The sequence below is a fragment of the Moraxella nonliquefaciens genome (assembly GCF_001679005.1).
In the GTDB taxonomy this organism is placed as follows: domain Bacteria; phylum Pseudomonadota; class Gammaproteobacteria; order Pseudomonadales; family Moraxellaceae; genus Moraxella; species Moraxella nonliquefaciens.
Genome location: NZ_LXTW01000032.1, coordinates 379,890 through 405,218, shown reverse-complemented (window position 1 = coordinate 405,218; position 25,329 = coordinate 379,890). Strand labels below are relative to the sequence as shown.

The window sequence follows — 25,329 nt, the reverse complement described above, 5'->3', positions numbered from 1 at the left end:
ATCAAGGACAAACATGATTTGCCCTTATGTCTCAAAAAAACTCCCAATCATCAAAAACTTGCCATATTAATTGAGATTGGCGTTTATCTCTTCTTTAATGCTTTTTTCGTTAATATCATCTGTTGTGGATTTCCCACTTTCTTTATCTTGCCCATCTTTCCTGTCTTGCTCGTCTTTTTCGTCATTTGCCACATCTGTTATCTTATGATTGCCGTGACGTGCCAGATGCTCGTGTAGGATTTTACGTAATTGTAAAATGGTTTTGGGGTTTTCATGAATACTATGTCCGCCTGTGATGACTGTTTCGCTAAACGCTCCATCCAAATGAGAACTGTCATAGGGAACAATGCCATCAGAAAAATTTTGTCCAACCAAATTGCCTTGCACATTCTGAGCATTACCAGCACGGTCTCCCATGATGGTATGATAGATGACATTGTCATTAATGCTAAGCTCTTTGGTGAGTCTGATGAAGGCGGATTGGTCGGACAGTTGGCTTGGCCCATTTTGTAAGTACAGTGAACCGATGGTGCTGTTTTGAAGCTCGGTACTGTCCATCTGCCCGCTGTTTGTGATAGCACCTGTTACGGTTTTGGTGATGTCTACGGGCAGGCGTACGACACGGCGGGCAAAGCGACTAAACCAGCGATCAGCATAATCCGTACCAGCAAAAGGGGCGGAGATGAACACTGCTGTATCAACCTGTGGTAGGGCATGCAGGGTAAAGCGGTTGTTGAAATATTCTGAGTAAGTGCTCTTTGTCAGCTGGTCTACCATGGCATTATCATGACTGTTATGATGGGAGTGAGTTTGGCTGATGGTAGGTTTGTTTGGGTGATTATCACTATCTAAGCCGTCTAAAATGTGATTTGAGCCATCATTTAAACCATGACCTAAGTTGTCTAAGCCATTATTTGGCTGTTTGATGCCTACCAAATCATCTAATTTGTCCAAATCATTTAGTCTGGGCAACAAATCATCATCAGAGACGAGCATGCGTGCCATGATGCCTCCCATGCTATGTCCGATAATCACGCTGTGGCGACTGGCAGGGTGTGTACCATTGGGGTCGGTGAGTGCGTAGGCGGCAGTGATGATTTTATGGATTTGATGACGGTTTTCAAGCATGGGCAGGTTGGTGGCGTAGAATATTTGCCATACTTGATAATTATCACGTATGATGGGGTCGCCAAAGAGATTGTTGGTGAGATTGACCCATGTGGCAGGGCTAGATGCCAGACCATGTATCATGATGATGACCTTTTGATTGGGGTCATAAGGTTTTAACATGAACAGTTGGGGCAGACTGGCGGTGTTTTTGTTGAGCATGTTTAAAATACTCACACCTTGCAATTGATTCTCGCCAAGCCATAGGGCGTAACCTGCTGAGAAGTTTGCTGATAGGGGGTAATTTTTACCCAAAATCTCAATATTTTTGGTCTTATAAGGGTTAAAAAAATGCACATCCAGCACGTTTGTAGAGAGCACATCAGATAACTGTGTGCCTTGGGGCTTGACCACACCTGTCAGCAGTATGTGTCCGATGGGGTGAATGCGACTGGCGATGCTGTCAAGGTTCTGACTGAGTAGGGGGTTGTTTGCTTTGATATTATCAATGCTTGGGTTGGTGTTTGTATCGGTGATATGAGTTGGTAGGTTGGATGAGTTGGCAGATTGGTTTTGACTGATCAGCTCTCTTAGGGTAATCATTGGGCGTTGGGACAGTACACTCACATAAGGCACACCCAAACCTGCTCGGCTGCTGGTGGTATTTAGGTCTGCTAAACGTGAATCATAAGCTGAGACCAAATCAGAGAGTAAATCCTGTTGGTGTGAATGTTCGCCTAAAATTGCCATGTAGCTGGGGTCTTTGGCAAGGTAGAGATTGACGGTCATATCATCGCTATGATGGCTATTGACAAGAATATGACCATGGTTATTGGTTGGACTAAGACCATGGTCTTGCTGATGAGTATTGTCAAAGATGCCATCTTGGGTTTTGTACAGTTCGCCAATTAAGGCATTGCTTGCCACGTGATACAAATCCTGAGCCTTGATATCGCTTTCACTAACCAAAGGCGATGTGGTCTGCTGTCCTGTCAGACTGTCATAGAATAAATAGGCATAGCTGTGGTTAATACTTGATTTGATGGCATCTCGCCTGCCAGATAAGCAGGCATGGCGTTGTCTTTGTTTGTCAGCCTGTTCACTGTCAGATAGTGGGGCGTTGGCATAATAGGGGTCTAGTGGGGGGCGGATGGGGTTTTGACAAGCATCTTGTTTGTCAAGGTCTAGGGCTTTGGCATAGTATAGTTCAGCGAGTAGGGCGAGGGTCGGTTTGGCAATATGTTGTTGATTATTGATGGTAATCTGTGGATTGCCAAAGGCAAGTACTTCTTTGACCTTATCTAGACAGTCATCAAAGGCACTCATACACTCATCTTGACTAAGACCCGATGATAGTAAGATGCCACTTGCCACAGCACTGATTTGTGAGTGGGTGGTAATATTGGCACGGTGAGTTTCGATGATTTTAGATTGGATTTGTTTGGGCTTGTGAAGCGTGCTACATCCTGTGATGGCAAGGGTTAGGGCGAAACTTAGAATAAGCTTGGGGTATTTTGTGTTCATGTGAGGTCTTATTGTGTTGATTGTTAAGATGATTGGTTTGGGCGTGCAAATCAATGATGGTTGTCTAAACATCCTGCCTTATTTTGTAAATTGCAATCAATCTCCACAAAACTCATTTAAGGATTTAAAAGGATTTAAGGTGTGATGAATTATGCCAACATTTTTCCAGTATTTTCCCAACAATTTTACACAAAAAATCCACCAAAAGAAATGTTTGATGGATTTATTTTTAAAAGTCTCGGTGGGTATTTGTCTCTTAATTTGGTTCATTGTAACGGCTTAACTTTGATATTGTTGTTTTTAATGTTCCAAATATAATAACCGCCATTTTCAACGATGCGAACCTGTTCGGCAATTTGGGCATGGGTTGGATGTTTGCTCTGTAAGGCTTTTAGGCGAGACAATGCCCCTGCATGATTGTCTGCCAACAGTTCGGCTTGGGCAAGGCTTTGTTCGGCTTCTAAATAACCAAGTTTTGCAGCTTTTTGTAGGTATTTTTGTCCTTCGGTAAAACCACCGCCTTCGCTAATCATCATGCCATATAGAAAATTGGCCTCGGCATCATTGGGGGCAAGATTGATGGCCTTTGCCATGTATTTATTAGCACGTTGAGTGTAGTCAGTACCAATATTTAGATTTCGGGCCATGCCGTTGATTTTGGCAGCACGCAAAATAATATCAAAAGTTGCATCATTGGCACTGGCGTAGGGTTCTAACCAATCGGAGAGGTATTTGATGTTCTCACTTGTTACAAATTCAGCGGTACGATTAGGAAAGTTTGGTGGGTAGTGGCGGGCGTTTGGTGAGACACTCTCAATAAAATCATCAATCAAGCTTACATCAAGGCGAGTAGTGCCACTTTTATTGGCATTGATGATGACAGTAGCAATGCGATTAATGTTAGAGACATTGGCATTGATGGATGGCACGCCCATCACAGGCTGGTCAAGCAAATTGACGGCATTGGTATGATGAATGGGTGTGGTTAATTCACCACGCATGGTAGGAGCAATGCCTGCTGTATTTGGTTGAGCCATGATGGGCAGGGAGGTCAAGGCAATGATGGTACTAAATGCCATTTTATAAAAAGGTAGGGTTTTCATATGATTCTCTTTTTAAAAAATTTTGAAAAAAATTTAAAAAATTATAAGAAATTTATCTTAATCATCTATATATAGTAGAGGTTGTTTTGGTGGTGAATTGTTACGGTATTGTCATTTATGTTACACTGTGTAGCTAAGTGTGTTTGTTCTACATTTCACCTAAAAATCCACCTGATTGTCTTGCCCATAGATTAGCATAAATCCCACCTTTGGCGATAAGCTCGTCATGGCTGCCCATCTCAATAATCTCACCTTTATCCATGACCACGAGCCTATCAAGGCTTGCGATGGTTGAGAGACGGTGAGCGATGGCGATGACTGTTTTTTTATTCATCATCTCATCTAGGCTTTGGGTGATGGCATGTTCTACCTCGCTATCTAGGGCGGATGTCGCTTCATCTAGGAGCAAAATGGGGGCATTTTTGAGCATGACCCGAGCGATGGCGATACGCTGACGTTGTCCGCCTGAGAGTTTTACGCCACGTTCGCCCACTTCGGTATCAAGACCTTTATTGCCATATTTGTCCTCTAAGGTTTGGATAAAATCCCATGCGTGGGCAAGGCGTGATGCAGCGATGATTTCTTCATCGGTTGCGTTAGGCTTGCCATAGGCGATGTTCTCACGTACGGTACGATGCAGTAGGGCGGTGTCTTGGGTAACCATGCCAATGTTTTGACGCAGTGATGTTTGGGTAACGGCACTGATGTCTTGCCCATCAATACTGATACTACCACCATCCACATCATAAAAACGCAGCAACAGATTGATAAGACTGGACTTACCTGCCCCCGACCGACCGACCAAGCCTATTTTTTCGCCAGCTTGAATGGCTAGGTTGAACTTATCAAATAAAGCGGTTCTGTCTTCGCCATGTCCGTAGTTAAAGGTGACATCCTTAAACGCAATCTCTCCCCGTGCCACCACAAGCTCACCAGCATCAGCTTTATCTGTGATGGCGTGAGGCGTGGTCAATGTTTTCATGCCATCTTGTACGGTGCCAATATGTTCAAATAAACTTGCCATCTCCCACATGATCCACTGAATCATGCCTTTTAGGCGTAGAGCGATGCCACTTGCCACCGCAATCGCTCCCACACTCACCTTGCCCATCATCCACAGATACACACCGATGGCAGTACTACCGACTATCATAATGAGTGAGAGCATCTCGGTCGTTGTTCCTAGGATGGACACCCATCGCATTTGGGCATGAACTGTGGTCATAAACTCATCCATGGCGGATTTGGCGTAGGAGAGTTCACGGTTGGAATGGCTAAACAGCTTGATGGCACTGATATTGGCATAGGCATCAGTAACACGTCCTGTCATCAAGGCACGGGCATCAGCTTGATTACTGGCGGTTTCACGCAGGCGGGGTAAGAAAAATTTCATCATCACCACCACGCAGATAAGCCACGCCATGAACGGCAAAAACAGCCAAATATCTAACCCCAACAAAATCACACCACTGGTTACCAAATATGCCATGACAAATGACACCATCTCCACCATGGTCATGATTGTATCACGTACCGATAGGGCGGTTTGCATGACTTTGGCAGAGACACGCCCTGAGAACTCATCATGATAAAATTGCATGGATTGCCCCAGCATGTGCTTATGAAACCACCATCGTAGCCGCATGGGCATGACCCCTTGCAAGACTTGAAAGCGAATCAGATTACCGATAAACTCACCAAAAATAGACAACACGCACAGCCCAAGGATGAGCATGATGGTTTGTCCTTTTTCTTGCCATAGAGTTTGGGGGGTATAAATGGTTAGCCAATCCACGACATCCCCTGCCCATGCAAACAGCATTGAGCCAAATACACCAAGCAGTATTGACAAAACGATACGCACCGAAATCCAAATCCTTGCTCCTTTTGTGCATGCCCATAAAAATGCAAAAAACCCATGTTCATTGGGGTTGGGGGTAGGCATGGGGCTGTTGGGGTAGGGTGTTAGGCGGTTTTCAAAGTAGCGAAATAAGGACATAATTGTTATTTGTAAAATTTATTACTAAAAAAGGGGATTTGTTAAACGAATTCACTAAATCGCCAAAGGAGTTGATTTGGAGTTGATATGTAACTACCAATGGTATAATGTGGGGTTTATGGGGTATTATTCAATGTTAATCTCTTAAATGGGTCATCATTTAGTCTTGTATGGCTCTAAGTATCTGCTGTTTTAGGGTCAAATACGCCAAACTTTGTAAAAAATCATCTGATTTGTCAATGACAAAATGATGAGCGAGCGTGGCAGGCAAACCTTTTAACACATATAATTCATCTGCCAGATAAATCGCCTCATCAATGTCATGCGTGATGATTAAACATGTAAGCTCTTTATCCTTTTGAAATCGCCCAAACCATTCATACATCTGATTTTTGGTAACAAAATCAAGTGCTGAAAATGGCTCATCAAGAAGCATAAGACCATCATTACTTAGATAAGTGCGAAGCAGTGCCACACGTTGACGTTGTCCGCCTGAGAGCTGGGCGGGGTATTTGTGGTATAGCTCATCAAGTCCAAAGGCAGGTAGTAGAGGCATGATTTTGTCATGAATGGCGGATTTTGGCAGATTTTGCAAGGTCAAAGGCAGGGCAATGTTATCATACACACTTTTAAAGGGTAATAACAAATCCTTTTGGAGCATATAGCCCACACCGCCTGCTTTTCCTGTGCCATCCTTGCCGTCTATCAAGACCTTGCCTGATGTTGGTGTGATAAGTCCTGATGCAATGTTAAATAAGGTTGTCTTGCCCACACCACTTGCACCAACAATGGCAACGATTTTACCACAAAAAATGGACAAGGATAAATCAGAAAATAATGCCTTACCATCAAATTGATGACAAATGTCAATAAGTTGTAATTTGGCTGTTGAGGTCGTCATGGTATGCCCTATTATGGGTGGTAAAAGATGGCATCATCAATCATGCTGTGATAACACCATATTTTATTTAAAATTACTTAAAATGACCAAACCATCACTTACCATCATTTGGCAGATAATCATTACTTACCCCTGCTTGTGGGGCAAAAGGCTTGTCAATGAGTTTATTGTCGTATACCCATTTGAAAAAATTGTCCCAACGCTGATAGTCAAACCGCCCCCAACTGCCATCTTCTGCCAAATATTGCTCTGACATATACGCCTGACTGGCTTTGACAAGGTCAGCGTTTATCTCAGGGGCGTGCTTGATGAGAATGTTGGCACTTTCATCAGCGTGCCAACTGGCATAAACATAGCCTTTTGAGATGGCATTCATGGCTTTTTTGTAGCGTTCGGGGTCTTTTTGTAGCTCATTGCTGTTGGCGATGATGACAGGAGCATAGTAGTCAAATACAGGATTTGAGTCTTTTAGATAAAAGAAATTGGTCTCAACGCCTTTTAGTCCTGCATGGATGCCATCCCAACTATAATACGCCAAAATATAGTCAAATTGGTTTATACGCAAGGCAGTGGTTGCATCCGTGGTCTCTCCTGGGATTGGGTTTAGAGGTTCACCAACAATGCTTGCTACCGTCTTGTCATCCACAGGGTCCTCCCATGTTGAATAGCGTTTGCCATGCAAATCAGCAGGCGTGTTTGCTCCCAGTGATTTTAGGGATAACAGACCTGCATTATTGTGCTGGACGATGGCTGCGATGGCGGTGATTGGTTCACCCTTGTTTAGACGTTTGACCATGTTTGGCTGAAAATACACCCCCAAATCAGCACGCCCATTCGCCACTAATGTAGAGGTACTGTCCTCAGATGGCTGAACGATTTTGGCATCAAATCCTTGCTCGGCAAAATAGCCCTTATCTAGTGCCACATAAAGCCCTGTGTGGTTGGTGTTTGGCACCCAGTCTAAGGCGATGACAAGCTCTTGTTTGTCAGTGTTGGCAGGCTCTTGGGCGGGTTTGGAGGGTGTGTCGGTAGGTTTATTACATCCTGCCACCAACAGACTTGCCCCAAGAGCGATGACGGATAACAATTTTGGGCTTAACTGATTTAACATAACAACTCCATTTAATAATCAAAAAAACCCTTGGATAAACCAAAGGCAAATACAGTCAAGCCGACAATAAAAATCAGGCAAAATCAAGCATTTAGTTTCCTACGCCAGTATTAACTGTATCAGGTTCACGGGTATCATCTCAGCTTTTAATTTGACAGTATGAAACTTAAAAAAGCACCCCGACTAAGGGCTTTATTATAAAGCAAATGGGTAGCTTTGGCAATGCCTAAATCACACAATCATTTTAGATATTGATATTTTAACGCCCATCTTTCAATGAGTTTCACACTTGCCAATAATACAAGCGTCAAAAAACTGATAAAAAATATCACCGCAAACATATTATCAAGTTCATATGATTTACGCACACGGGTCATATATACCCCAAGTCCATGATAACCGCCGAGCCATTCTGCCACTACCGCTGAGATTAGGGCATAAGACAAAGCCACTTTTAGCCCTGTAAAAAAATACCCCATGGCAGATGGTATTTTTAGATGGCGGTAAGTTTGGTAATGACTGGCTTTTAGTGAACGAAATAGATTTAATTGTTCTTTTTGCACAGAATGATAACCATCCACCAATGCAATGGTCATGGGAAAAAATACCGACAATACAACCAACACCACTTTTGGCAATATGCCATAGCCTAGCCAAATCACCAATAATGGGGCGATGGCGATGGTTGGAATGGTTTGGTTGAGTAATAAAACAGGATAGACGATGTCCCTAAACTTTTTAGAAAAATCCATAAAAATGGATAATACAAAACTTAACACAAGCCCAATCACTGTACCCAAAAAAGCAGTAATCAGCGTATATTTGGCATGACTCATGAGTAAATAAAAATCATCAATAAACGCCTGAACAATTTGCCATGGCGATGGTAATAAATAATCAGGAATCAATCCAAATCCAATGACCATTTGCCACATAATAAGCAATATCATGATTAGGCTGTATTGAATGCCATAGGAGGTTATATTTTTTAAAAAAGATAATAGCATGGTCTTTTGGTGTGATAGGCGTTATAAATATGTGTTATAAAAAAGTGATTTTTTAAGTGATTTTTATCATGATGAATTTGTGGGGCAGATGGTATTTGCTCATTTTTAATCCAAATCATGTCAGCTCAAAGGCTCTTATTAGGGCATCATCCAACCTATCAGTGGCGATGATATTGATTTTGGCAAAATTTTTATCGCCTGTCTTTGGCATATTAGCTTTGGGGATGATGGCATGGGTAAAACCGTGCTTCATCGCTTCTTTTAAGCGTTCTTGACCATTTGGCACGGGGCGAATCTCCCCCGATAGCCCCACCTCGCCAAATACACACAGTCTGACAGGCAGTGGTTTTTCTTTGATGCTAGATGCACAAGCAATCAGCACCGCCAAATCTGAACCAGTTTCCATAACTTTAACACCGCCTACGACATTGACATACACATCCTGACCGCTTGCATAGATGCCACCATGACGGTGCATGACCGCAAGGAGCATGGACAGACGCTGATAATCAAGCCCAAGTGCCATGCGTCTGGGTTGACCCTGAGAGTCATCCACCAAGGCTTGCACCTCCACAAGTAGGGGGCGAGTACCTTCACGGCTGACCATCACAACCGACCCTGCAATGGGCTTATCATAGCGGCTTAGAAAAATGGCGGAGGGGTTGGCAACCTCCTTTAATCCTGTATCCGTCATGCCAAAAATACCCAACTCATTGACCGCCCCAAAACGGTTTTTGATGGCACGAATCATTCTAAAACGGCTGTCTGATTCACCCTCAAAATACAGCACCGTATCCACCATGTGTTCTAGCACACGAGGCCCTGCCAATGCCCCTTCTTTGGTAACATGTCCCACCAAAAACAGTGCCGTGCCTGTCTGTTTGGCATAACGGGTTAAGACGGCGGCGGATTCACGGATTTGGGCAACTCCCCCGGGGGCGGACTGTATGGCTTCGGTAAAGAGCGTTTGGATTGAATCAATGACAGCAATGGCAGGCTGTTCGGCGGTAAGTGCCATACAAATGGTCTCGACATTGGTTTCAGCAAGTACCCTTAGGCGATCGGTTGGTAGTCCAAGTCGCACTGCACGCATGGCAACCTGAGACAGACTCTCCTCGCCTGTGATGTATAAGGCAGAGCCAGCCAGCGAGTTACTGCTTGCCATGTTAATGGCAGTTTGTAGTAAGATTGTGGATTTGCCAATACCAGGGTCGCCCCCAATTAGCACCACCGAGCCTGCCACAAGTCCACCGCCAAGTACTCGGTCAAATTCACCCAAGCCTGTGGGCATGCGTGTTTCTAGCGAAAATCCGACATTGGCAAGGGTCATGACCCCTGAGCTGTCGCCTGCGTAATTGGCAGTTTTTGGGGGAGATTTGACGGTGTTTTTTTTGTGATGTGGCATGGCAATATTGGGAGCTTCGGTGAGTGTATTCCATTCGCCACAGTCGGCACATTGCCCTGACCATTTGCCATAATTAGCACCACATGATTGGCAGACATAAGAGGTTTTTTTTGCCATAATGATGGAGGGTTAAAATTTGTAATATTGTAGCATTTTTATTTGATGTGTGGCAAAAATTATGCGTAAAAATGGATATCATGGTTTTAATCATATATTTTAATAATGATAATCGTTTAATAGATTGGTTTTTTGTAAACTGATAAAATAGCGCTTGAAATTTGCCAGTTTTGCCTTTAATATTGATGATGCAAGTCAATGATTTGTGCAATTAATCCCAATTTTAAATCTCAATTTTATTAAGGAATTATTATGTCTTTTACTCTGCCAGAGCTTGGATACAGCTATGATGCATTAGAGCCACATTTTGATAAAGAAACCATGGAAATCCATCATTCTCGCCATCATCAAGCATACGTAAATAACGCCAATGCTGCCCTAGAAGGCAGTGAGTGGGCGGACAAATCTGCCGAAGAGGTTATTGCCAATCTTGACAAAATCCCTGCTGACAAACAAACAGCCGTACGCAACAACGCTGGCGGACATGCTAACCACAGCCTGTTTTGGACAGTGCTAAAAACAGGCACAGAGTTAAAAGGTTCGCTAAAAGATGCCATTGTTCGTGATTTTGGTTCGGTAGAAGCGTTCCAAGAGCAATTTGAAAAAGCGGCCGCCACTCGCTTTGGTTCAGGCTGGGCATGGTTGGTTAAACAAGGGGATAAACTGGCTGTTGTCTCAACCGCCAATCAAGACAGCCCATTGATGGGTAAAGATATTGCAGGATGCGAGGGTACGCCCATTATCGGTCTTGATGTGTGGGAGCATGCTTATTATCTAAAATATCAAAATAAACGCCCAGATTACATTAAAGCATTTTGGAATGTGGTGAACTGGGACAAAGCCCAAGAAAATTTTGATAAAGCATGATTAAAATGCCATGCCTTAAAAAACAAGCTTAGTTTAAGCTTGTTTTTTTTGTTTTTGTTTTGAGACATTCATACGTTCAACAGTTGTTGATGGGTAGTTACTTTTTGTAAACCTTATGACAACGACCGCAGTTTTCTGCCATCGCCCCAAAAGCGACATTTACATCATCGGCATTTTGGGCATTGGTGGCGGTTGCCACAAGGTTTTGGATAACAGCATCAAATTCGTCTTTTTTGGCTTGAAAGTCTGTTGCATCTGACCATACAGCATCATCAGAGTTACCTTTGGCGTTGGCATCATGAAAATATGTCCACATTTGGGCGGTGCTGGCATTGATAAACTCTGCTTGCTCCTTAAAAGTGGCGGCATCAAAATTGTCAGGGTTTTCCATCATGCCTTTTAGAATGTCATTGGCAGCACGCCAATCTTGCATTAGGTTTTGGCGAGCTTTGATGTCGGTTGATGTGGCAGAACCAGCACTGACAGAGCTTTTATCGCCACAAGCAACCAGACTAAGAATAACTAAACTGATAAGACCAAAAGGTTTTATGGATTTTAATTTTATGGCTTTCATAAGGCTTCCTATTTAAGGTGGCTTTTGGAGAATTCAAAGACGACTTGCATTTTAAGCATCAGGTATTTTGAGGGTGTTGGGGGTTGTATTTGTCCGTCAAATTAAGCCAATTTCTGGGTTTTAGGTAAAAGTCGGTCAGCTCAAACTCAGGCGTACCCATCTTGGGTTCATAGCGATAAGCCCAACTTGCCAAAGGGGGCATGGATACTAAAATAGACTCAGTACGCCCATTGGACTGTAAGCCAAACAGCGTACCACGGTCATAGACCAAATTATACTCAACATATCTGCCACGGCGATACAGCTGAAAGGCACGTTCATCAGCGGTATAAGGTGTATTTTTGTTGCTATTAAAAATGGGAATAATGCCATCAAGATAGCCTTGTCCTACCGCTTGCATAAAGGCAAAACAACGTCCAAAATCCCAACCTTGGGTAGTGGTGTTTAGGTCATCATAAAACAGCCCCCCCACACCACGACATTCGCCACGGTGTTTTAGATAAAAATAGTCATCGCACCACGCTTTAAAGGTTGGATAGACATCATCACCAAAAGGTTGGCACAGCTGATGGGCGACACGATGCCAATGCACAACATCACTCATGACAGGGTAAAAGGGGGTTAAGTCAAATCCACCCCCAAACCACCAAATTGGGTCACTACCATCGGCAGGCGTGGCAACGAATAGACGGACATTGGCATGACTGGTAGGAACATGGGGGTTTTTGGGATGAACGACCAAAGACACACCCATTGCCTGTGCCTGTGCCCCTGCCAGTTGGGGATGACGCTCACTGGCAGATGGGGGCAGAGCGTGTATGTGAATGTGGCTAAACATTACGCCAGCTTTTTCAATGACCATGCCATCAGAGAGTACGTTGGAGCGACCACCACCACCGTCAGGGCGTTCCCATACATCACTGACAAATTTGGCACAGCTTGCACCATCAACACCACCTGCTTGTTCTTGATCTTCTAGGGCTTGACAGATGTTGTCTTGTAGGTTTAATAAAAATCGGCGGACAGCCAAAATTTTATCATCATTTATATGTGTGTTCATGGTTTTCTCATGTGTTGATGGATGATTGATAAGTTTAATAAATGATAAATTTTATTTTTAAAAATTGGCAAAAACCCAACGTAAAGATTGTGTTTGGCTTGATATTAACGTCCGTGCATGCGATTAAGCTGATTAAACAGTTCATTAAGATAAGCACGTTCTTCACGGCTAAGCGTGCGATTATTTGGTTGGCTGTCTTGGCGGTTTATATTGCCACGACTGGGGCGTTCTCCGACAGTAATGATAAGTTCATGTTCATCACCACCACGCTTGACCACCGCACTAAGTGTGCTGTTGGGTGCTTTGGCTGAGACGATACCGATGAGCGTGTTGGCATTGTTGATGGTTTTGCCATCTAATGACAGTACCACATCGCCCGCCCTAAGACCCGCTTTACTTGCTGGGCCATCCGCCATGACATTGGCGATAACTACACCTTCATGAGTGGTTAGGTTGGTAGGATTGTCTCTGATGGGGGCGATTTCTATGCCGAGCCAACCACGGCTAACCTTGCCTGTGCTAATCAGTCCGTTCATGACCTGTTCAACGATGGTTGTGGGGATGGCAAAGCCAATGCCCATTGAACCGCCAGAGCGAGAGTAGATGACGGTATTGATGCCAACCAATGCTCCATTGGCATCTACCAATGCCCCCCCTGAGTTACCAGGATTGATGGCGGCATCGGTTTGGATAAAGTCCTCAAAAGTGGTCAGACCGAGCCCAGAGCGACCTGTGGCAGAGATGATGCCCTGGGTTACGGTCTGTCCCACACCAAAGGGATTGCCAATGGCAAGAGCAACATCACCAACACGAATGGGTTCACGGCGAAATGCCAGCGGGATAAGGTTGTCCATCTCAACCTTAATCACTGCCAAATCACTCTCTACATCCGCTCCGATAATTATCGCTCGTGCCTTACGTCCATCATTTAAGGCAACAGTAATTTCATCAGCCTTGTCAATGACATGAGCATTGGTTACGATATAGCCATCTTTGGATACAATCACGCCTGAACCCAAAGAACTTGCCCCCCTGTCAATCTCTTGACCTTGCCCATAGTATTCAAAAAACTGTTCTAATATGGGGTCTCCCATATAAGGGTTTTGCACCTTTTGAGTGGTGTAGATATTGACCACGGACAAACTGGCTTGGCTCACGGCATCATGATAAGAATCTATCGTGGGGGCAGTGTCAGCATTTGGGTGGGTATTGGGCGTGGCAAATGTTGGCTGCCATGCTTGTTCGCCTTGTTCATTTGGGGAGATTTGTTCGGTTTTGGGGATTTGAGGTTGGTAGATTTGGGGTATGGCATTGTACTTGGTGAGCAATAGCATCAAAGCTGCGGCCAAAACTAGGGCGATAAGCCACGGTAGGATGACCCAAATGCTTGCTCCTGTTTGACGGTAAATGTTATTCATGATAATTCCTAATTATGGTATTGGATGAATTGTAAAGGATGATATTTTGCCAAAATAAACTTCAACAAGTATTGCCAAATCGGATGAATTTTAGGTGTTTTTTAATAATATTTGTCAAAATATGTCAAATTTTTCACCAATTTTATCCTAACAGTTTTTTTAACAAACCAATCAGTCTGTCGGTCAATATGACAGTATCATCATGGTTGATATTAAGAGCAGGCAACAGACGAATGACATTACCTCCTGTTACATTTAAAATCAAATAAAACTCATCACGAGCCATGTCCACGATGTGCGTGCAGTCTGTGCCATCTGGCAGGGCAAAACCCATCATCATACCACGCCCACGCATCTTTATTTGTGGGAAGTGTTCATTTACACTTTGGCGGATGAAATCACTCTCACGCATAGCATTTTTCATGACCTCATCGGTCAGTTCATCATAGACAGCACACACAATCCGACAACCAAATGGCGTGCCACCAAATGTAGAACCATGTGAACCTGCCCCAAATAAGCCCTTGGCAGACCCTGATACCATACATGCTCCCACAGGAAAGCCGTTACCTAATCCTTTGGCGGTGGTCAGTACGTCTGGCTTGATATCACTGTGTTGATAAGCAAAATATTTGCCTGTGCGACCATTGCCTGTTTGAACCTCATCTAGCATGAATAACCAGTCATTGGCATGGCAGATATTTTGTAGTTTTTCTAAATAATCATCATCAGGGGTATGCAGTCCACCCTCGCCTTGAATGGGTTCAACAAATACGGCACAAATGTCCTTGTCATCTGTTAGTGCTTGGATGGCTAAGATGTCATTAAATGGCACACGAATAAAATCATCATCCAAGGTAAAAAAGCCCAAGCGTGCCTTGATGTTAGCGGTGGCGGTTACAGTAAGTAAGGTACGACCGTGAAAGGCATGTTCCATAACGATGACTTTGGGGCGTATTTTTCCTTGATTATGGGCATATAGGCGAGCCAGTTTTAGAGCACATTCGTTGGCTTCTGCTCCTGAATTGGCAAAAAATACTTTATCCATGCCTGCTTTTTGACACAGAATTTCCCCTGCTTTTTCTTGCCAATCAATGCCATATAAATTGCTGGTGTGAATGAGCGTATCGGCTTGCTCTTTCATGGCGTGGCTGATGGTAGGGTGGCAATGTCCAAGCCCGCACACGGCAATGCCTGTCAGTGCGTCCAAATAAGCTGTCCCAGATGCTGTGTACAAATATGACCCTTGCCCACGCACAAATGAAATGGGTTGACGGACATAGGTTGGCATAAGAGATGACATACAAAATCCTTAAATTTTTTTAAATAATTGGTGGTTTTATTATAAAATGATGGTTTGCTGAGTTTGTCAATAAGTCAAGTCCAGATGAAAACTGACAAGCCAAGAACTTGCAATGCTTCTACATCCATCGTTATTTTGGCAATTCATCGCTAAATGGCGTGTCGTTAGTTGCTACACGATATGACTCATCTGCCCATGCCCCCAAATCAATGAGCTTGCATCGTTCTTGACAAAATGGGCGATTTGGATTGTCAGACCAACTGGTCGGTTTTTTACATTGGGGGCAAAGATGGGTGGTTGGTGTGGTCATGTGTTACGCCCTTGAAGTGATTGTTTTGTTATGATGATTTATTTTAACAAATTTTTATCACTTATACAAAACGAGTTTAAATTTTGTTAAAAATTAGGCACTTGACATAGATTTGATGATTTCTTACAAATAAAGCATGACAGCATCAAAAAATCAAGTTATAATCAGCATTGCACTCATGCTGTACGATTGATGCTGGTACGATTAATTTATTCAATCAAAACATTTTAAGATGATGTGGTTTTTAAAAATGGTTTGGTTGGTGAACCAGTAGACTGGCAGGCTAAGAGTCGCTTGGTGTTTTAAAAACGTTTTTTGGCATGATTTGGGCATTTAGCATGTGAATATTAACCAAATTCATGAAAAAACAGGGATTTTAAAACGCATTTTTCTCACAGTAATAGGAGATTTTTGTGAGTAATGTTCAATCTGATTTAACCGAAGAGCAAATCCGAGATTACGCAACCAAAAGCTATGCAGAGTTACACAAGCCATCATCTGCCTTTGAGTCTCGTGATGCTTATCTACAACACGAATTGCAAATCATGAAACCCAAAAGATGGGGCATTAATTTACCATTTCGTGATTATCGTTTTGAGCTTGAAGACAGCATTCCTGCAATGGCAGGGACGATTGGCAAAATTGTCATGGTCGGAGCGATGGCAGCTGCCTTTGCCGCACCGCTGGGCTTGGGTGAAGATTTTATCTTGCAAAACGTCCGCTATGAGATGATTATTGCTGCATTTTTTGTACTTATTTTCTCATCATTTATCCTACCGACATCTAACTTACCAGGCACGCATGGCCCTCTTCTTCCACTCATTCCCATTGTGGTAGCGGCAGGAGGGCATCCACTTGCCTTTGGTGTGCTCATTGGTGTGTTTGGACTGATTTTGGCATTGGTAAAGGGTGGCAGTCTCATGACTCGGCTTACCAGTAATGGGGTGGCAGGAGGATTGTTGCTCTATCTGGGTTTTGTTGGGCTAATAGGTCAGGTCAAAAAGATGACAACATGGGCAGATGGCATTGGTCTGCCACACATCGCCTTTATCATTATTTTATCTACCATCATCATGTATGCCCTGTTGGAGCATTGGCAAAAACGTTGGCTTGCTGTGCCTATTGGCTGTATGTTGGCGGGTTTTTTGGCATTTATCCTAGGAGCACCGTTTGAGTTTAAGACCGAACCGGGATTGCCCCCTCTTAGTCCAATGTACTGGTGGGGGGAGAATACAGGTTGGACGCTTGGTCTGCCAGATTTGAAGGCGTTTATCGTGGTATTCCCTTTTGCAGTATTGGCGGTTGCCATGTGGACACCTGACTTTTTGGGACATCAGGTTTTCCAAAAAATCAGTTATCCCAAACACTCAGAACGTACGCACATGAGTATTGATGATACGACCATAACCTGTTCATTGCGTCAGATGGTAGGCTCTGTCCTTGGAGGGGCGAACTTTACATCATCGTGGGGAACATATATCGTACCTGCATCTATTGCCAAGCGTCCGATTCCCGCTGGTGCTGCCTTGACTGCGATTTTTTGTATTGTGGTGGCGGTGTGGGGTTACCCCATGGATTTGGCGGTGTGGCAACCTGTGTTATCAACAGCACTTATCGTGGCGGTATATGTACCACTGCTTGAAGCAGGCATGGAGATGACTCGTAAGGGTAAGACCGCACAGTCTGCCAGTATTGTGGTATTCTCATCAGCACTGGTAAATCCTGTATTTGGTTGGTCTCTGACCATGATGCTTGATAACTTAGGTTTAATTGGGGATAAAGAACGTAGCCGTCAGTTGGGGCTGTCAGGCAGAGTAATCATTCCTGTCATTGGATTTGTGGTACTTTGCCTTGCCATGGCTTCGGTAGGTATGTTCCCTGGTGTGCCAGCGTTGATGCCACAGTTTAGGGTCTGATTGTATAAAATTCATCAAAATCGCCCAATGAATGTTGGGCGATTTTATTAAAACTGTTTATCTGTTTATAGCAAATGTCCGTCAGGGCTTTTTATATTCTGCCCCATCTTATTTCCCACCAAAAATGCGATAAGCCCAATCACAAGTGCAGGCACGACAGCGTGTAAATCCCATAAGGCAATCTTGAAATAAGCGATGATGACATAACTTGTCAAACCTGCTACCATGGAACAAATCGCTCCTGTGGCGTTGGCTTTTTTATCATACAGCCCAAATACCAGCACCCACAAAAATGTCGCTTCAAGTCCGCCAAAAGATAATAAGTTTAGCCAAATGAGCATGTCAGGCGGATTTAGCATGGCAACGATTGCCAATATTATAGTAAAGCCAAGGGTTAGCGTGGTAGAGTAGCGTTTTATTTTATGTTCGTTATGGATGGCATCAGGCTTGATGGATAGATACAAATCCTTAATCAGCGTGCTTGATGACTGAATGAGCATGGAATCAATGGATGACATGATTGCTGCCATCGGTGCTGCCAAAAATATCCCTGCCACAAAGGGCGGTAGTACCGTCATCATGAGCGTGGGAATGACTTTATCTGGCACATCAAGTTCAGGTATGACCGCACGAGCCAAGACCCCTGCCAGATGCATGCCTAAGACCAGTACCGTCATCACCACCGTCCCCACCAGTATCCCCTGATGAAGCGAGCGACTGTCCTTATATGCCATCGCCCGCACCGCCGTATGGGGCAGACCAATCAGACCAAAGCACACCAATACCCAAAATGAGAGCATGAACGTCGCTGACAGCTTATCATCAACCCCTGTGGGTGTGAGCAGGCGTGGGTCAATGGTGTTTAAGGTTGTCATGGCATTGTCAATGCCCCCTGTGGCCATCAGTGTTGCCCCAAGTAACAGTATGGTGCCAACGAGCATCACCATGCCCTGTATCGTGTCGGTTAAGACCACCGCCCGAAAACCACCAATAAAAGTATAAAGCCCAATCACAAGAGCAAAAATGCCAATGGACCATTCATAAGGCAAACCCAAGCTGGTCTCTAAAAGTCGACCTGCCCCAATAAACTGTACCACCATCATGCCAAAAAAGGCAAACAGCAGCGATAGGCAAGCAAGATATACCACGATTTTGTTTTGATAGCGGGCAAATAGTAAGTCGTTAATTGTGATGCTGTCTGTTTGGCGTGCGAGCATGGCAAATTTTTTACCGAGTGTGCCAAGCGTGAGCCATATTGCAGGTACTTGTATCATGGACAGCAACACCCAGCCCAATCCAAATTTATAAGCCGCCCCCGGACCTCCGATGAATGAGCTTGCCGAGATATAAGTTGCCACTGTCGTCATGGCAAGCAAAAATCCACCCATAGAGCGAGAGCCGACATAGTATTCATTTAAAAATTTGCCTGATGAGCGTTTTTGGTAGGCATACCACGCCACCCCAAAGACAAACAGTAAATACAGGACAAGGGGAATGAGAATTTGGACATTTAAAATCATAAATTCTCCCCTTTGTTTGATGTCAAATCAGCATCCAATTCTATGTCCTTATAAACCACTTTTAACACCGCCATACTCATCAAGATAAAAATCAATGGCAAAAAAATACAACTTAATTCAAACCATAAAGGAAAGCCCAAAATTCCTGTTTTATTTGGTACAAAATAGCTAAAAATCACCCAACCTGTCATGTAGATGAGCGTAAGACATATCGCCCATTTGGCTTCACGGTTTAGCTGATGAATGAGCAGATGAACTCTTGGGGGCTGGCAAGGTGTGAGCGTGGTAGGTTTTGGAGTATTTGACATGGCGTATTCTTAAAAAGTGTGAAACAAGGATGAAAAAATTTACAGATTTTAACATGAAATCTATTGCTTGCAAATAAAAAAAGACCTTAATCAATATTAAGGTCTTTTAAGTATTAAGGTCTTTTAAGCTTTTTGCCACAACTGGCATGAATGCTGATTAGGCTTTTAGGGCTTTGATGGCTTGGTTTAAGCGACTCTTATGGCGGGCAGCTTTGTTCTTGTGAATGATGCCTTTGTCAGCCATGCGGTCAATCACAGGAACGGCCTTGTTATACGCTTCGGTCGCCAAATCGTATGATTTAGACTCAATAGCAGATACCACACGTTTGATGTAGGTACGAACCATAGAACGTTGAGAAGCATTTTGGGCACGACGTTTTACGTTTTGGCGTGCACGTTTACGAGCTTGGGCTGAGTTTGCCATGATGATTTCCTTACAAAAAGTAAAAATGGATATAAAAATAACTTAGTGTAGGCGATAATTCAGGCAGCCACCGAATTACCCAATAAAATAAAGAAGACACGTTGCCTAACACAATAAAGGCGATATATTAGCAAACTTTTAGGATTTGTTCAAGTATCTTATTAAATTTTTGAACATTGTGAAAGACTGTGGGGTATTAAATTTTTAAATTATTGATTTTTAATGATTTTTTAAAAAGAAAGGTTCGTATTTTATGGCATAAAACTCGCCATTTTTGCCATTTTGTGCTATAATATCGCCTTTATGTGTGTTATTTGGAAAAATTATGACCGATAGCGTAACCCCCGTTGGGATTGCCGATGAGTTAAAGCAATCCTACCTTGACTATGCGATGAGCGTCATCGTCTCTCGTGCTTTGCCTGATGTGCGAGATGGCTTAAAGCCTGTTCATCGCCGTGTGATGTATGCCATGCACGAGTTGTCTAATGATTATAACAAACCTTACAAAAAATCCGCCCGTGTTGTGGGTGATGTTATCGGTAAATATCATCCTCATGGCGATACTGCGGTGTATGATGCCATTGTACGTCTTGCTCAACCGTTTTCTATGCGTTATATGTTGGTAGATGGGCAAGGAAACTTTGGTTCGGTAGATGGCGACCCACCCGCTGCCATGCGTTATACCGAGGTGCGTATGCAAAAGCTCACGCACCAAATGCTTGCCGACCTTGACAAAGATACGGTAGATTGGGAGGATAACTATGACGGCTCTGAGACAATGCCGTCGGTGTTGCCTGCCCGTGTGCCAAATCTGCTTATCAATGGGGCGGCAGGCATTGCGGTGGGTATGGCAACCAACATGGCACCACATAATTTAACTGAGGTGGTAAACGCCTGCCTTGCCTATGCTGATAACCCCATGATGAGAAGTGATGAGTTGACAAAGTATGTCAGTGGCCCTGATTTTCCCACAGGTGGCATCATCTATGGCCGTGCTGGCATTGTAGATGCTTATCGCACTGGCAAAGGGCGGTTGCACATTCGTGGGCGTTATGTCATTGAGAATATGGAGGGCAGTTCAAAAGACCGTGAACGTATTGTTTTTACCGAGATTCCTTATCAGGTTAATAAAGCCAAACTCATTGAACAAATCGCCCAGCTTGTCAATGATAAAAAACTAGATGGCATTACAGGTGTGCGTGATGAATCGGACAAAGAGGGCATGCGAATTGTCATTGACCTAAAACGTGGCGAAAATGCCGAGGTTGTGGTGAATAACTTGTTCTTGCAAACACCTTTGGAGTCTGGTTTTAGCATTAATATGGTTGCCCTTGACAATGGACAGCCACGCCTTATGACCTTACATGGTTTGATAGCCAGCTTTATCCGTCATCGCCAAGAGGTTGTTACTCGCCGTACCATTTTTGAGCTTAATAAAGCCAAAGCCCGTGGACATTTGCTTGAAGGCTTGTCCATTGCCCTTGCCAATATTGATGACATCATTGAGACCATCAAAAAATCCGCCAACCGTGCCGAGGCTCGTGAGAATCTGCTTGGGCGTATTTGGCAGGCGGGCAATGTGGTCGCCATGCTAAATAACGCAAGGGCAAAATCTGTTCGTCCAGACATCATTGCAGGTGAGGATTTAAATGCACCGTTCGGGCTTATCAATGACGATAAACAATACCGCTTATCTTTTGAGCAGGTCAATGCCATTTTGGATATGCAGTTGCATCGCTTGACAGGTTTGGAGCAGGATAAATTATCAGATGAATACCAAGAGATTTTGGGCGAGATTGCACGCTTACAGATGATTTTGGCGGATTTTGACAAGCTCATGGGCGTGATTAAGGCAGAGCTTATCCAAATCCGTGATGACTTTGGCGATGAACGTAAAACTGACATCGTGGATGCACGAGCCGATTTTAGCCGTGAAGACTTAATTCCAGAGCAGACGGTGGTCATGACCGTATCACGTACAGGCTATGCCAAAACCCAAGCTGTAAGCGATTATCAAGCCCAAAAACGTGGTGGAAAAGGCAAATCAGCGACCGCCATGAAAGAAGATGACGTGATTGAGCATTTGCTTGTTACCAGTACGCATGCCCATATTTTGTGCTTTACCAATACAGGGCGAGTATTTGGACTTCGTGGTTTTGAGGTGCCGATGGCTTCTCGTGGCTCAAAGGGCAGACCACTTGTCAATTTCATTAACATTGAGCCACATGAGAATGTCACTGCCATTTTGCCTGTGGAGAGCTTGTCTGATGATGGTAAATTTGTGTTCTTTGCTACCGCAAGTGGTTCTGTTAAGCGTGTGGCGTTATCACAATTTGCCCATTTGCGTAACAACGGAATGAGAGCCATTGACCTTGTAGATGGTGATACTTTGATTGGCGTGGCGATTACTGATGGTGAACAGCAGATTATGTTGTTTACCAATGAGGGAAAAGCCATTCGTTTTAAAGAGTCCATCATTCGTGTCATGGGGCGTACTGCCAAGGGCGTGCGTGGTATTCGTGCTAATCTGCTTGCAAATATGGGCTTAGACGATGATGAGCCGTCCGATGATGATACCGACGATACTGATATGATAACATCAGATGACATGCTGTCGGTCAGTCGTGTGGTGTCGCTTGTGGTTGTTCCAAAGGTAGGTGAGGTTTTAACAGCGTGCCAAAACGGCTATGGCAAACGCACCCCAATTGACGACTATCCGACCAAGGGGCGTGGCGGTCAAGGCGTGATTGCCATTAAGACATCAGAGCGTAACGGTCAGCTTGTCAAGGCGGTGGCGGTGGCAGGCGATGAAGATGTGATTTTAATCTCTGAAAAAGGCACACTTGTGCGTACCCCTGTCGCACAAATTCCCGTCGCAGGGCGTAACGCCCAAGGTGTCAAGCTCATTAATATTGGCGAGAGTGAAACGCTGGTGGGGCTTGCGTGCGTGGAGCATGAAGAGCCAAGCGATGATGATGGCGACAGTGAACATGGCGAGATGATGGCAACAAACCAAGATAGCGAATGATAAAAAGGCGGATTGGTGTCCGCCTTTTTGTTTGGCGTATGTTTGGTGTATGAATGTATTTTGGGTCTACCAAATCCCAAACATGAATTTTTTTCAACTTTTTTTAAAAATATATCAGTTTTTTTCATCAAGAAAATGTGGTTTAATATACACATTCCAAAACAACCAACGAGGTAACAACATGACCACACAATTTCAATGCCGAGTGCATACTCAGCGTTTTGATGAAAACTATGAGCCAGCCAGTAGCACCCGTTTGACCACCAACTTTGCCAATCTGGCTCGTGGTGAAAATCGCAAAGAAAATCTACAAAATGCCATCAGAATGATTAACAACCGTTTTAATGATTTGGCACATTGGGACAATCCGACAAATGACCGTTATTCAGTGCTCATTGACATTGTGTCTATTGATGTTGATGTGGCAGGTAAGGGCGAATTTTTCTCAGGATTAGAATGGCTAAAAACATCTGTGGTTGACCACAAAACAGGCAAAACCACCCCTGGCATCATTGGCAATAGCTTTTCATCATTTGTTCGTGATTATGATTTTAGCGTATTGCTTCGTGAATATAACAAGGATAAGGCTGAATTTAGTGTGCCTGAGGGTTATGGCGATTTGCATGGCAAATTGTTCAAATTCATGGTGGCATCCGAAGAATACAAAGCCCAATCCAAAAAACCACCCGTACTGTGCCTAAGCGTTGCGACCACTCGCACTTATCACAGAACCACCAACACGCATCCGATTTTGGGCGTGGAATATGTGCAAAATGATTATTCATTGACCGATGAGTATTTTGCCAAGATGGGCTTAAAAGTGCGTTATTTTATGCCCCCAAAATCGGTTGCCCCTTATGCGTTTTATTTTGATGAAAATGCTGATTTGTTGAACGATTACACCAATTTAGAACTCATCAGCACCATCGCTACCATGGAAGCGTTTCAGCGTATCTATCGCCCAGAGATTTATAATGCCAATTCGGTTGCAGGTCAGGTATATAAGGGCAGCTTAACTTATGAAGATTATGCTGTGCCAAAAGTGGATTATGACCGTGTGGAGCGTAATGATTTGGCAGTCAAACAAGGCAAAATCGCCGAAGAGCAGTTTATCAAACCATATCAAGAGATTTTGGATGCTTGGCTTGCCGAAAAATAAGCGATAAGTGTTAATCAATCAGCCGATGAATGTTTATCGGTTGATTGATTTATTAATTGAAATTTTTGGTATAATGGCAAATTTAGTTTAGGAAAATACAATGAGCAAAATTTTACTTCCCACATCCACCGCAGGCAGTCTGCCAAAACCATCTTGGCTTGCTGAACCTGAAAAACTGTGGTCAGAATGGAAATTTGAGGGCGATGAGTTATTACAAGCCAAGCAAGATGCTCTGTTGGTGTCGCTTGCTGAGCAAACCCATGCAGGTATTGACATTGTCAGCGATGGCGAACAGACTCGCCAGCATTTTGTTACCACATTCATTGAGCATTTGGATGGCGTGGATTTTAATCAGCGTGAAACCGTCCGCATTCGTAACCGCTATGATGCGTCTGTGCCAAGCGTGGTAGGTGAGGTGTCTCGCCCAAAATCGGTATTTGTGGATGATGCCAAATTTTTACGCGCTCATACTGACAAACTCATCAAATGGGCACTGCCTGGCCCTATGACGATGATTGATACTTTGTATGATGGTCATTATAAAAGCCGTGAGAAGCTCGCGTGGGAATTTGCCAAAATCCTAAACGAAGAAGCCCGTGAATTAGAGGCGGCAGGCGTGGACATCATTCAGTTTGATGAACCTGCGTTTAATGTATTTTTTGATGAGGTGAATGATTGGGGTGTTGCAACCTTAGAGCGTGCCACCTCTGGATTAAAATGCCAAACAGCGGTGCATATCTGCTATGGTTATGGCATTAAGGCAAATACTGATTGGAAGCAAACGCTTGGTAATGAATGGCGACAATACGAAGAGAGCTTCCCAAAACTGCAACAATCAAAAATTGACATTGTCTCATTAGAGTGTCAAAATTCACATGTGCCAATGGATTTGATTGAACTCATTCGTGGCAAAACCGTCATGGTGGGTGCAATTGATGTGGCAACAAACCAAATTGAGACGCCTGAGCAAGTGGCAGATACGCTTCGTAAGGCGTTACAGTTTGTGGACGCTGATAAATTATACCCATCAACCAACTGTGGCATGGCACCCTTGTCTCGCACAGTGGCCCGTGGCAAGCTCAATGCCCTAAGTGAAGGGGCGGCGATTGTTCGTACCCAATTGGCAGGGGTGTGATTGATAACGCCAGTGTTGGATTTAAAAACCAAT

Annotated in this window: 20 protein-coding genes and 1 riboswitch; of the genes, 5 read left to right on the top strand and 15 right to left on the bottom strand. The window is 43.9% G+C overall.

Going from position 1 to position 25,329, the window contains the following annotated elements; genetic code table 11:
* Positions 1-66: 66 nt before the first annotated feature.
* From A7456_RS08865 to radA, 7 genes are all read right to left on the bottom strand, one after another.
* Positions 67-2,631 (bottom strand): esterase/lipase family protein, encoded by a 2,565-nt coding sequence (locus A7456_RS08865; protein ID WP_067009680.1) that lies wholly within the window; start codon positions 2,629-2,631, stop codon positions 67-69.
* Positions 2,632-2,897: 266 nt separating this feature from the next.
* Positions 2,898-3,734, bottom strand: coding sequence for a tetratricopeptide repeat protein (locus tag A7456_RS08860; RefSeq protein WP_067009677.1), 837 nt, complete (start codon positions 3,732-3,734; stop codon positions 2,898-2,900).
* Between the two features lie 148 nt (positions 3,735-3,882).
* Positions 3,883-5,733: an ABC transporter ATP-binding protein gene (locus A7456_RS08855; RefSeq protein WP_067009673.1), complete on the bottom strand. Its 1,851-nt coding sequence runs from the start codon at positions 5,731-5,733 to the stop codon at positions 3,883-3,885.
* Positions 5,734-5,893: 160 nt separating this feature from the next.
* Positions 5,894-6,634, bottom strand: a complete 741-nt coding sequence (locus A7456_RS08850) for an ABC transporter ATP-binding protein (protein WP_067009670.1) — start codon at positions 6,632-6,634, stop codon at positions 5,894-5,896.
* Between the two features lie 94 nt (positions 6,635-6,728).
* Positions 6,729-7,745 carry an ABC transporter substrate-binding protein gene (locus A7456_RS08845; protein ID WP_067009667.1) on the bottom strand — a complete coding sequence of 339 codons (1,017 nt, stop codon included), beginning with the start codon at positions 7,743-7,745 and terminating at the stop codon, positions 6,729-6,731.
* 79 nt (positions 7,746-7,824) lie between these two features.
* Positions 7,825-7,937: riboswitch (TPP riboswitch) on the bottom strand.
* 47 nt (positions 7,938-7,984) lie between these two features.
* Positions 7,985-8,695, bottom strand: coding sequence for an ABC transporter permease (locus A7456_RS08840; protein ID WP_227713239.1), 711 nt, complete (start codon positions 8,693-8,695; stop codon positions 7,985-7,987).
* 172 nt (positions 8,696-8,867) lie between these two features.
* Positions 8,868-10,274 (bottom strand): DNA repair protein RadA, encoded by a 1,407-nt coding sequence (radA, locus tag A7456_RS08835; RefSeq protein ID WP_067009664.1) that lies wholly within the window; start codon positions 10,272-10,274, stop codon positions 8,868-8,870.
* Positions 10,275-10,526: 252 nt separating this feature from the next.
* On the opposite strand from radA, the gene sodA reads away from it, so the two are divergent.
* Positions 10,527-11,141, top strand: a complete 615-nt coding sequence (gene sodA / locus A7456_RS08830; protein WP_067009661.1) for a superoxide dismutase [Mn] — start codon at positions 10,527-10,529, stop codon at positions 11,139-11,141.
* 97 nt (positions 11,142-11,238) lie between these two features.
* Here the strand turns inward: sodA and A7456_RS08825 are convergent, their stop codons facing one another.
* From A7456_RS08825 to A7456_RS08805, 5 genes are all read right to left on the bottom strand, one after another.
* The gene (locus tag A7456_RS08825; RefSeq protein ID WP_067009658.1) at positions 11,239-11,715 is read right to left on the bottom strand and encodes a c-type cytochrome; all 477 of its coding nucleotides are present in this window, start codon (positions 11,713-11,715) and stop codon (positions 11,239-11,241) included.
* Positions 11,716-11,773: 58 nt separating this feature from the next.
* Positions 11,774-12,775, bottom strand: a complete 1,002-nt coding sequence (gene hemF, locus A7456_RS08820; protein WP_067009655.1) for an oxygen-dependent coproporphyrinogen oxidase — start codon at positions 12,773-12,775, stop codon at positions 11,774-11,776.
* Positions 12,776-12,879: 104 nt separating this feature from the next.
* Positions 12,880-14,193, bottom strand: a complete 1,314-nt coding sequence (locus tag A7456_RS08815) for a S1C family serine protease (RefSeq protein WP_067009651.1) — start codon at positions 14,191-14,193, stop codon at positions 12,880-12,882.
* A 142-nt stretch (positions 14,194-14,335) separates the two neighbouring features.
* A complete protein-coding gene (locus A7456_RS08810) occupies positions 14,336-15,496 on the bottom strand; it encodes an aspartate aminotransferase family protein (protein WP_067009648.1) in 1,161 nt (386 codons plus the stop codon).
* A 130-nt stretch (positions 15,497-15,626) separates the two neighbouring features.
* Complete coding sequence (locus tag A7456_RS08805; protein ID WP_066891126.1) at positions 15,627-15,806, bottom strand: DNA gyrase inhibitor YacG; 180 nt, start codon at positions 15,804-15,806, stop codon at positions 15,627-15,629.
* Between the two features lie 413 nt (positions 15,807-16,219).
* Here A7456_RS08805 and A7456_RS08800 point away from each other — a divergent pair, with 413 nt between their 5' ends.
* Positions 16,220-17,722, top strand: a complete 1,503-nt coding sequence (locus A7456_RS08800; RefSeq protein ID WP_227713238.1) for a DUF3360 family protein — start codon at positions 16,220-16,222, stop codon at positions 17,720-17,722.
* Positions 17,723-17,787: 65 nt separating this feature from the next.
* Here the strand turns inward: A7456_RS08800 and panF are convergent, their stop codons facing one another.
* From panF to rpsT, 3 genes are all read right to left on the bottom strand, one after another.
* On the bottom strand, positions 17,788-19,242 hold the full coding sequence (gene panF, locus A7456_RS08795; RefSeq protein WP_067009645.1) for a sodium/pantothenate symporter: 1,455 nt from the start codon (positions 19,240-19,242) through the stop codon (positions 17,788-17,790).
* On the bottom strand, positions 19,239-19,550 hold the full coding sequence (locus tag A7456_RS11000; RefSeq protein ID WP_082995518.1) for a YhdT family protein: 312 nt from the start codon (positions 19,548-19,550) through the stop codon (positions 19,239-19,241). Before A7456_RS11000 ends, panF begins: the two co-directional genes overlap by 4 nt.
* A 157-nt stretch (positions 19,551-19,707) precedes the next feature.
* Entirely contained in the window at positions 19,708-19,974 is a 267-nt protein-coding gene (gene rpsT, locus A7456_RS08785) for a 30S ribosomal protein S20 (protein ID WP_066887845.1), read from the bottom strand.
* A 325-nt stretch (positions 19,975-20,299) separates the two neighbouring features.
* Here rpsT and gyrA point away from each other — a divergent pair, with 325 nt between their 5' ends.
* The 3 genes from gyrA (at position 20,300) to A7456_RS08770 (ending at position 25,296) form a co-directional block, all read left to right on the top strand.
* The gene (gene gyrA / locus A7456_RS08780; RefSeq protein ID WP_067009642.1) at positions 20,300-23,002 is read left to right on the top strand and encodes a DNA gyrase subunit A; all 2,703 of its coding nucleotides are present in this window, start codon (positions 20,300-20,302) and stop codon (positions 23,000-23,002) included.
* A gap of 181 nt (positions 23,003-23,183) precedes the next feature.
* Positions 23,184-24,161, top strand: a complete 978-nt coding sequence (locus A7456_RS08775) for a DUF1852 domain-containing protein (RefSeq protein ID WP_064639312.1) — start codon at positions 23,184-23,186, stop codon at positions 24,159-24,161.
* Positions 24,162-24,261: 100 nt separating this feature from the next.
* The gene (locus tag A7456_RS08770; RefSeq protein WP_067009639.1) at positions 24,262-25,296 is read left to right on the top strand and encodes a methionine synthase; all 1,035 of its coding nucleotides are present in this window, start codon (positions 24,262-24,264) and stop codon (positions 25,294-25,296) included.
* Positions 25,297-25,329: the final 33 nt, after the last annotated feature.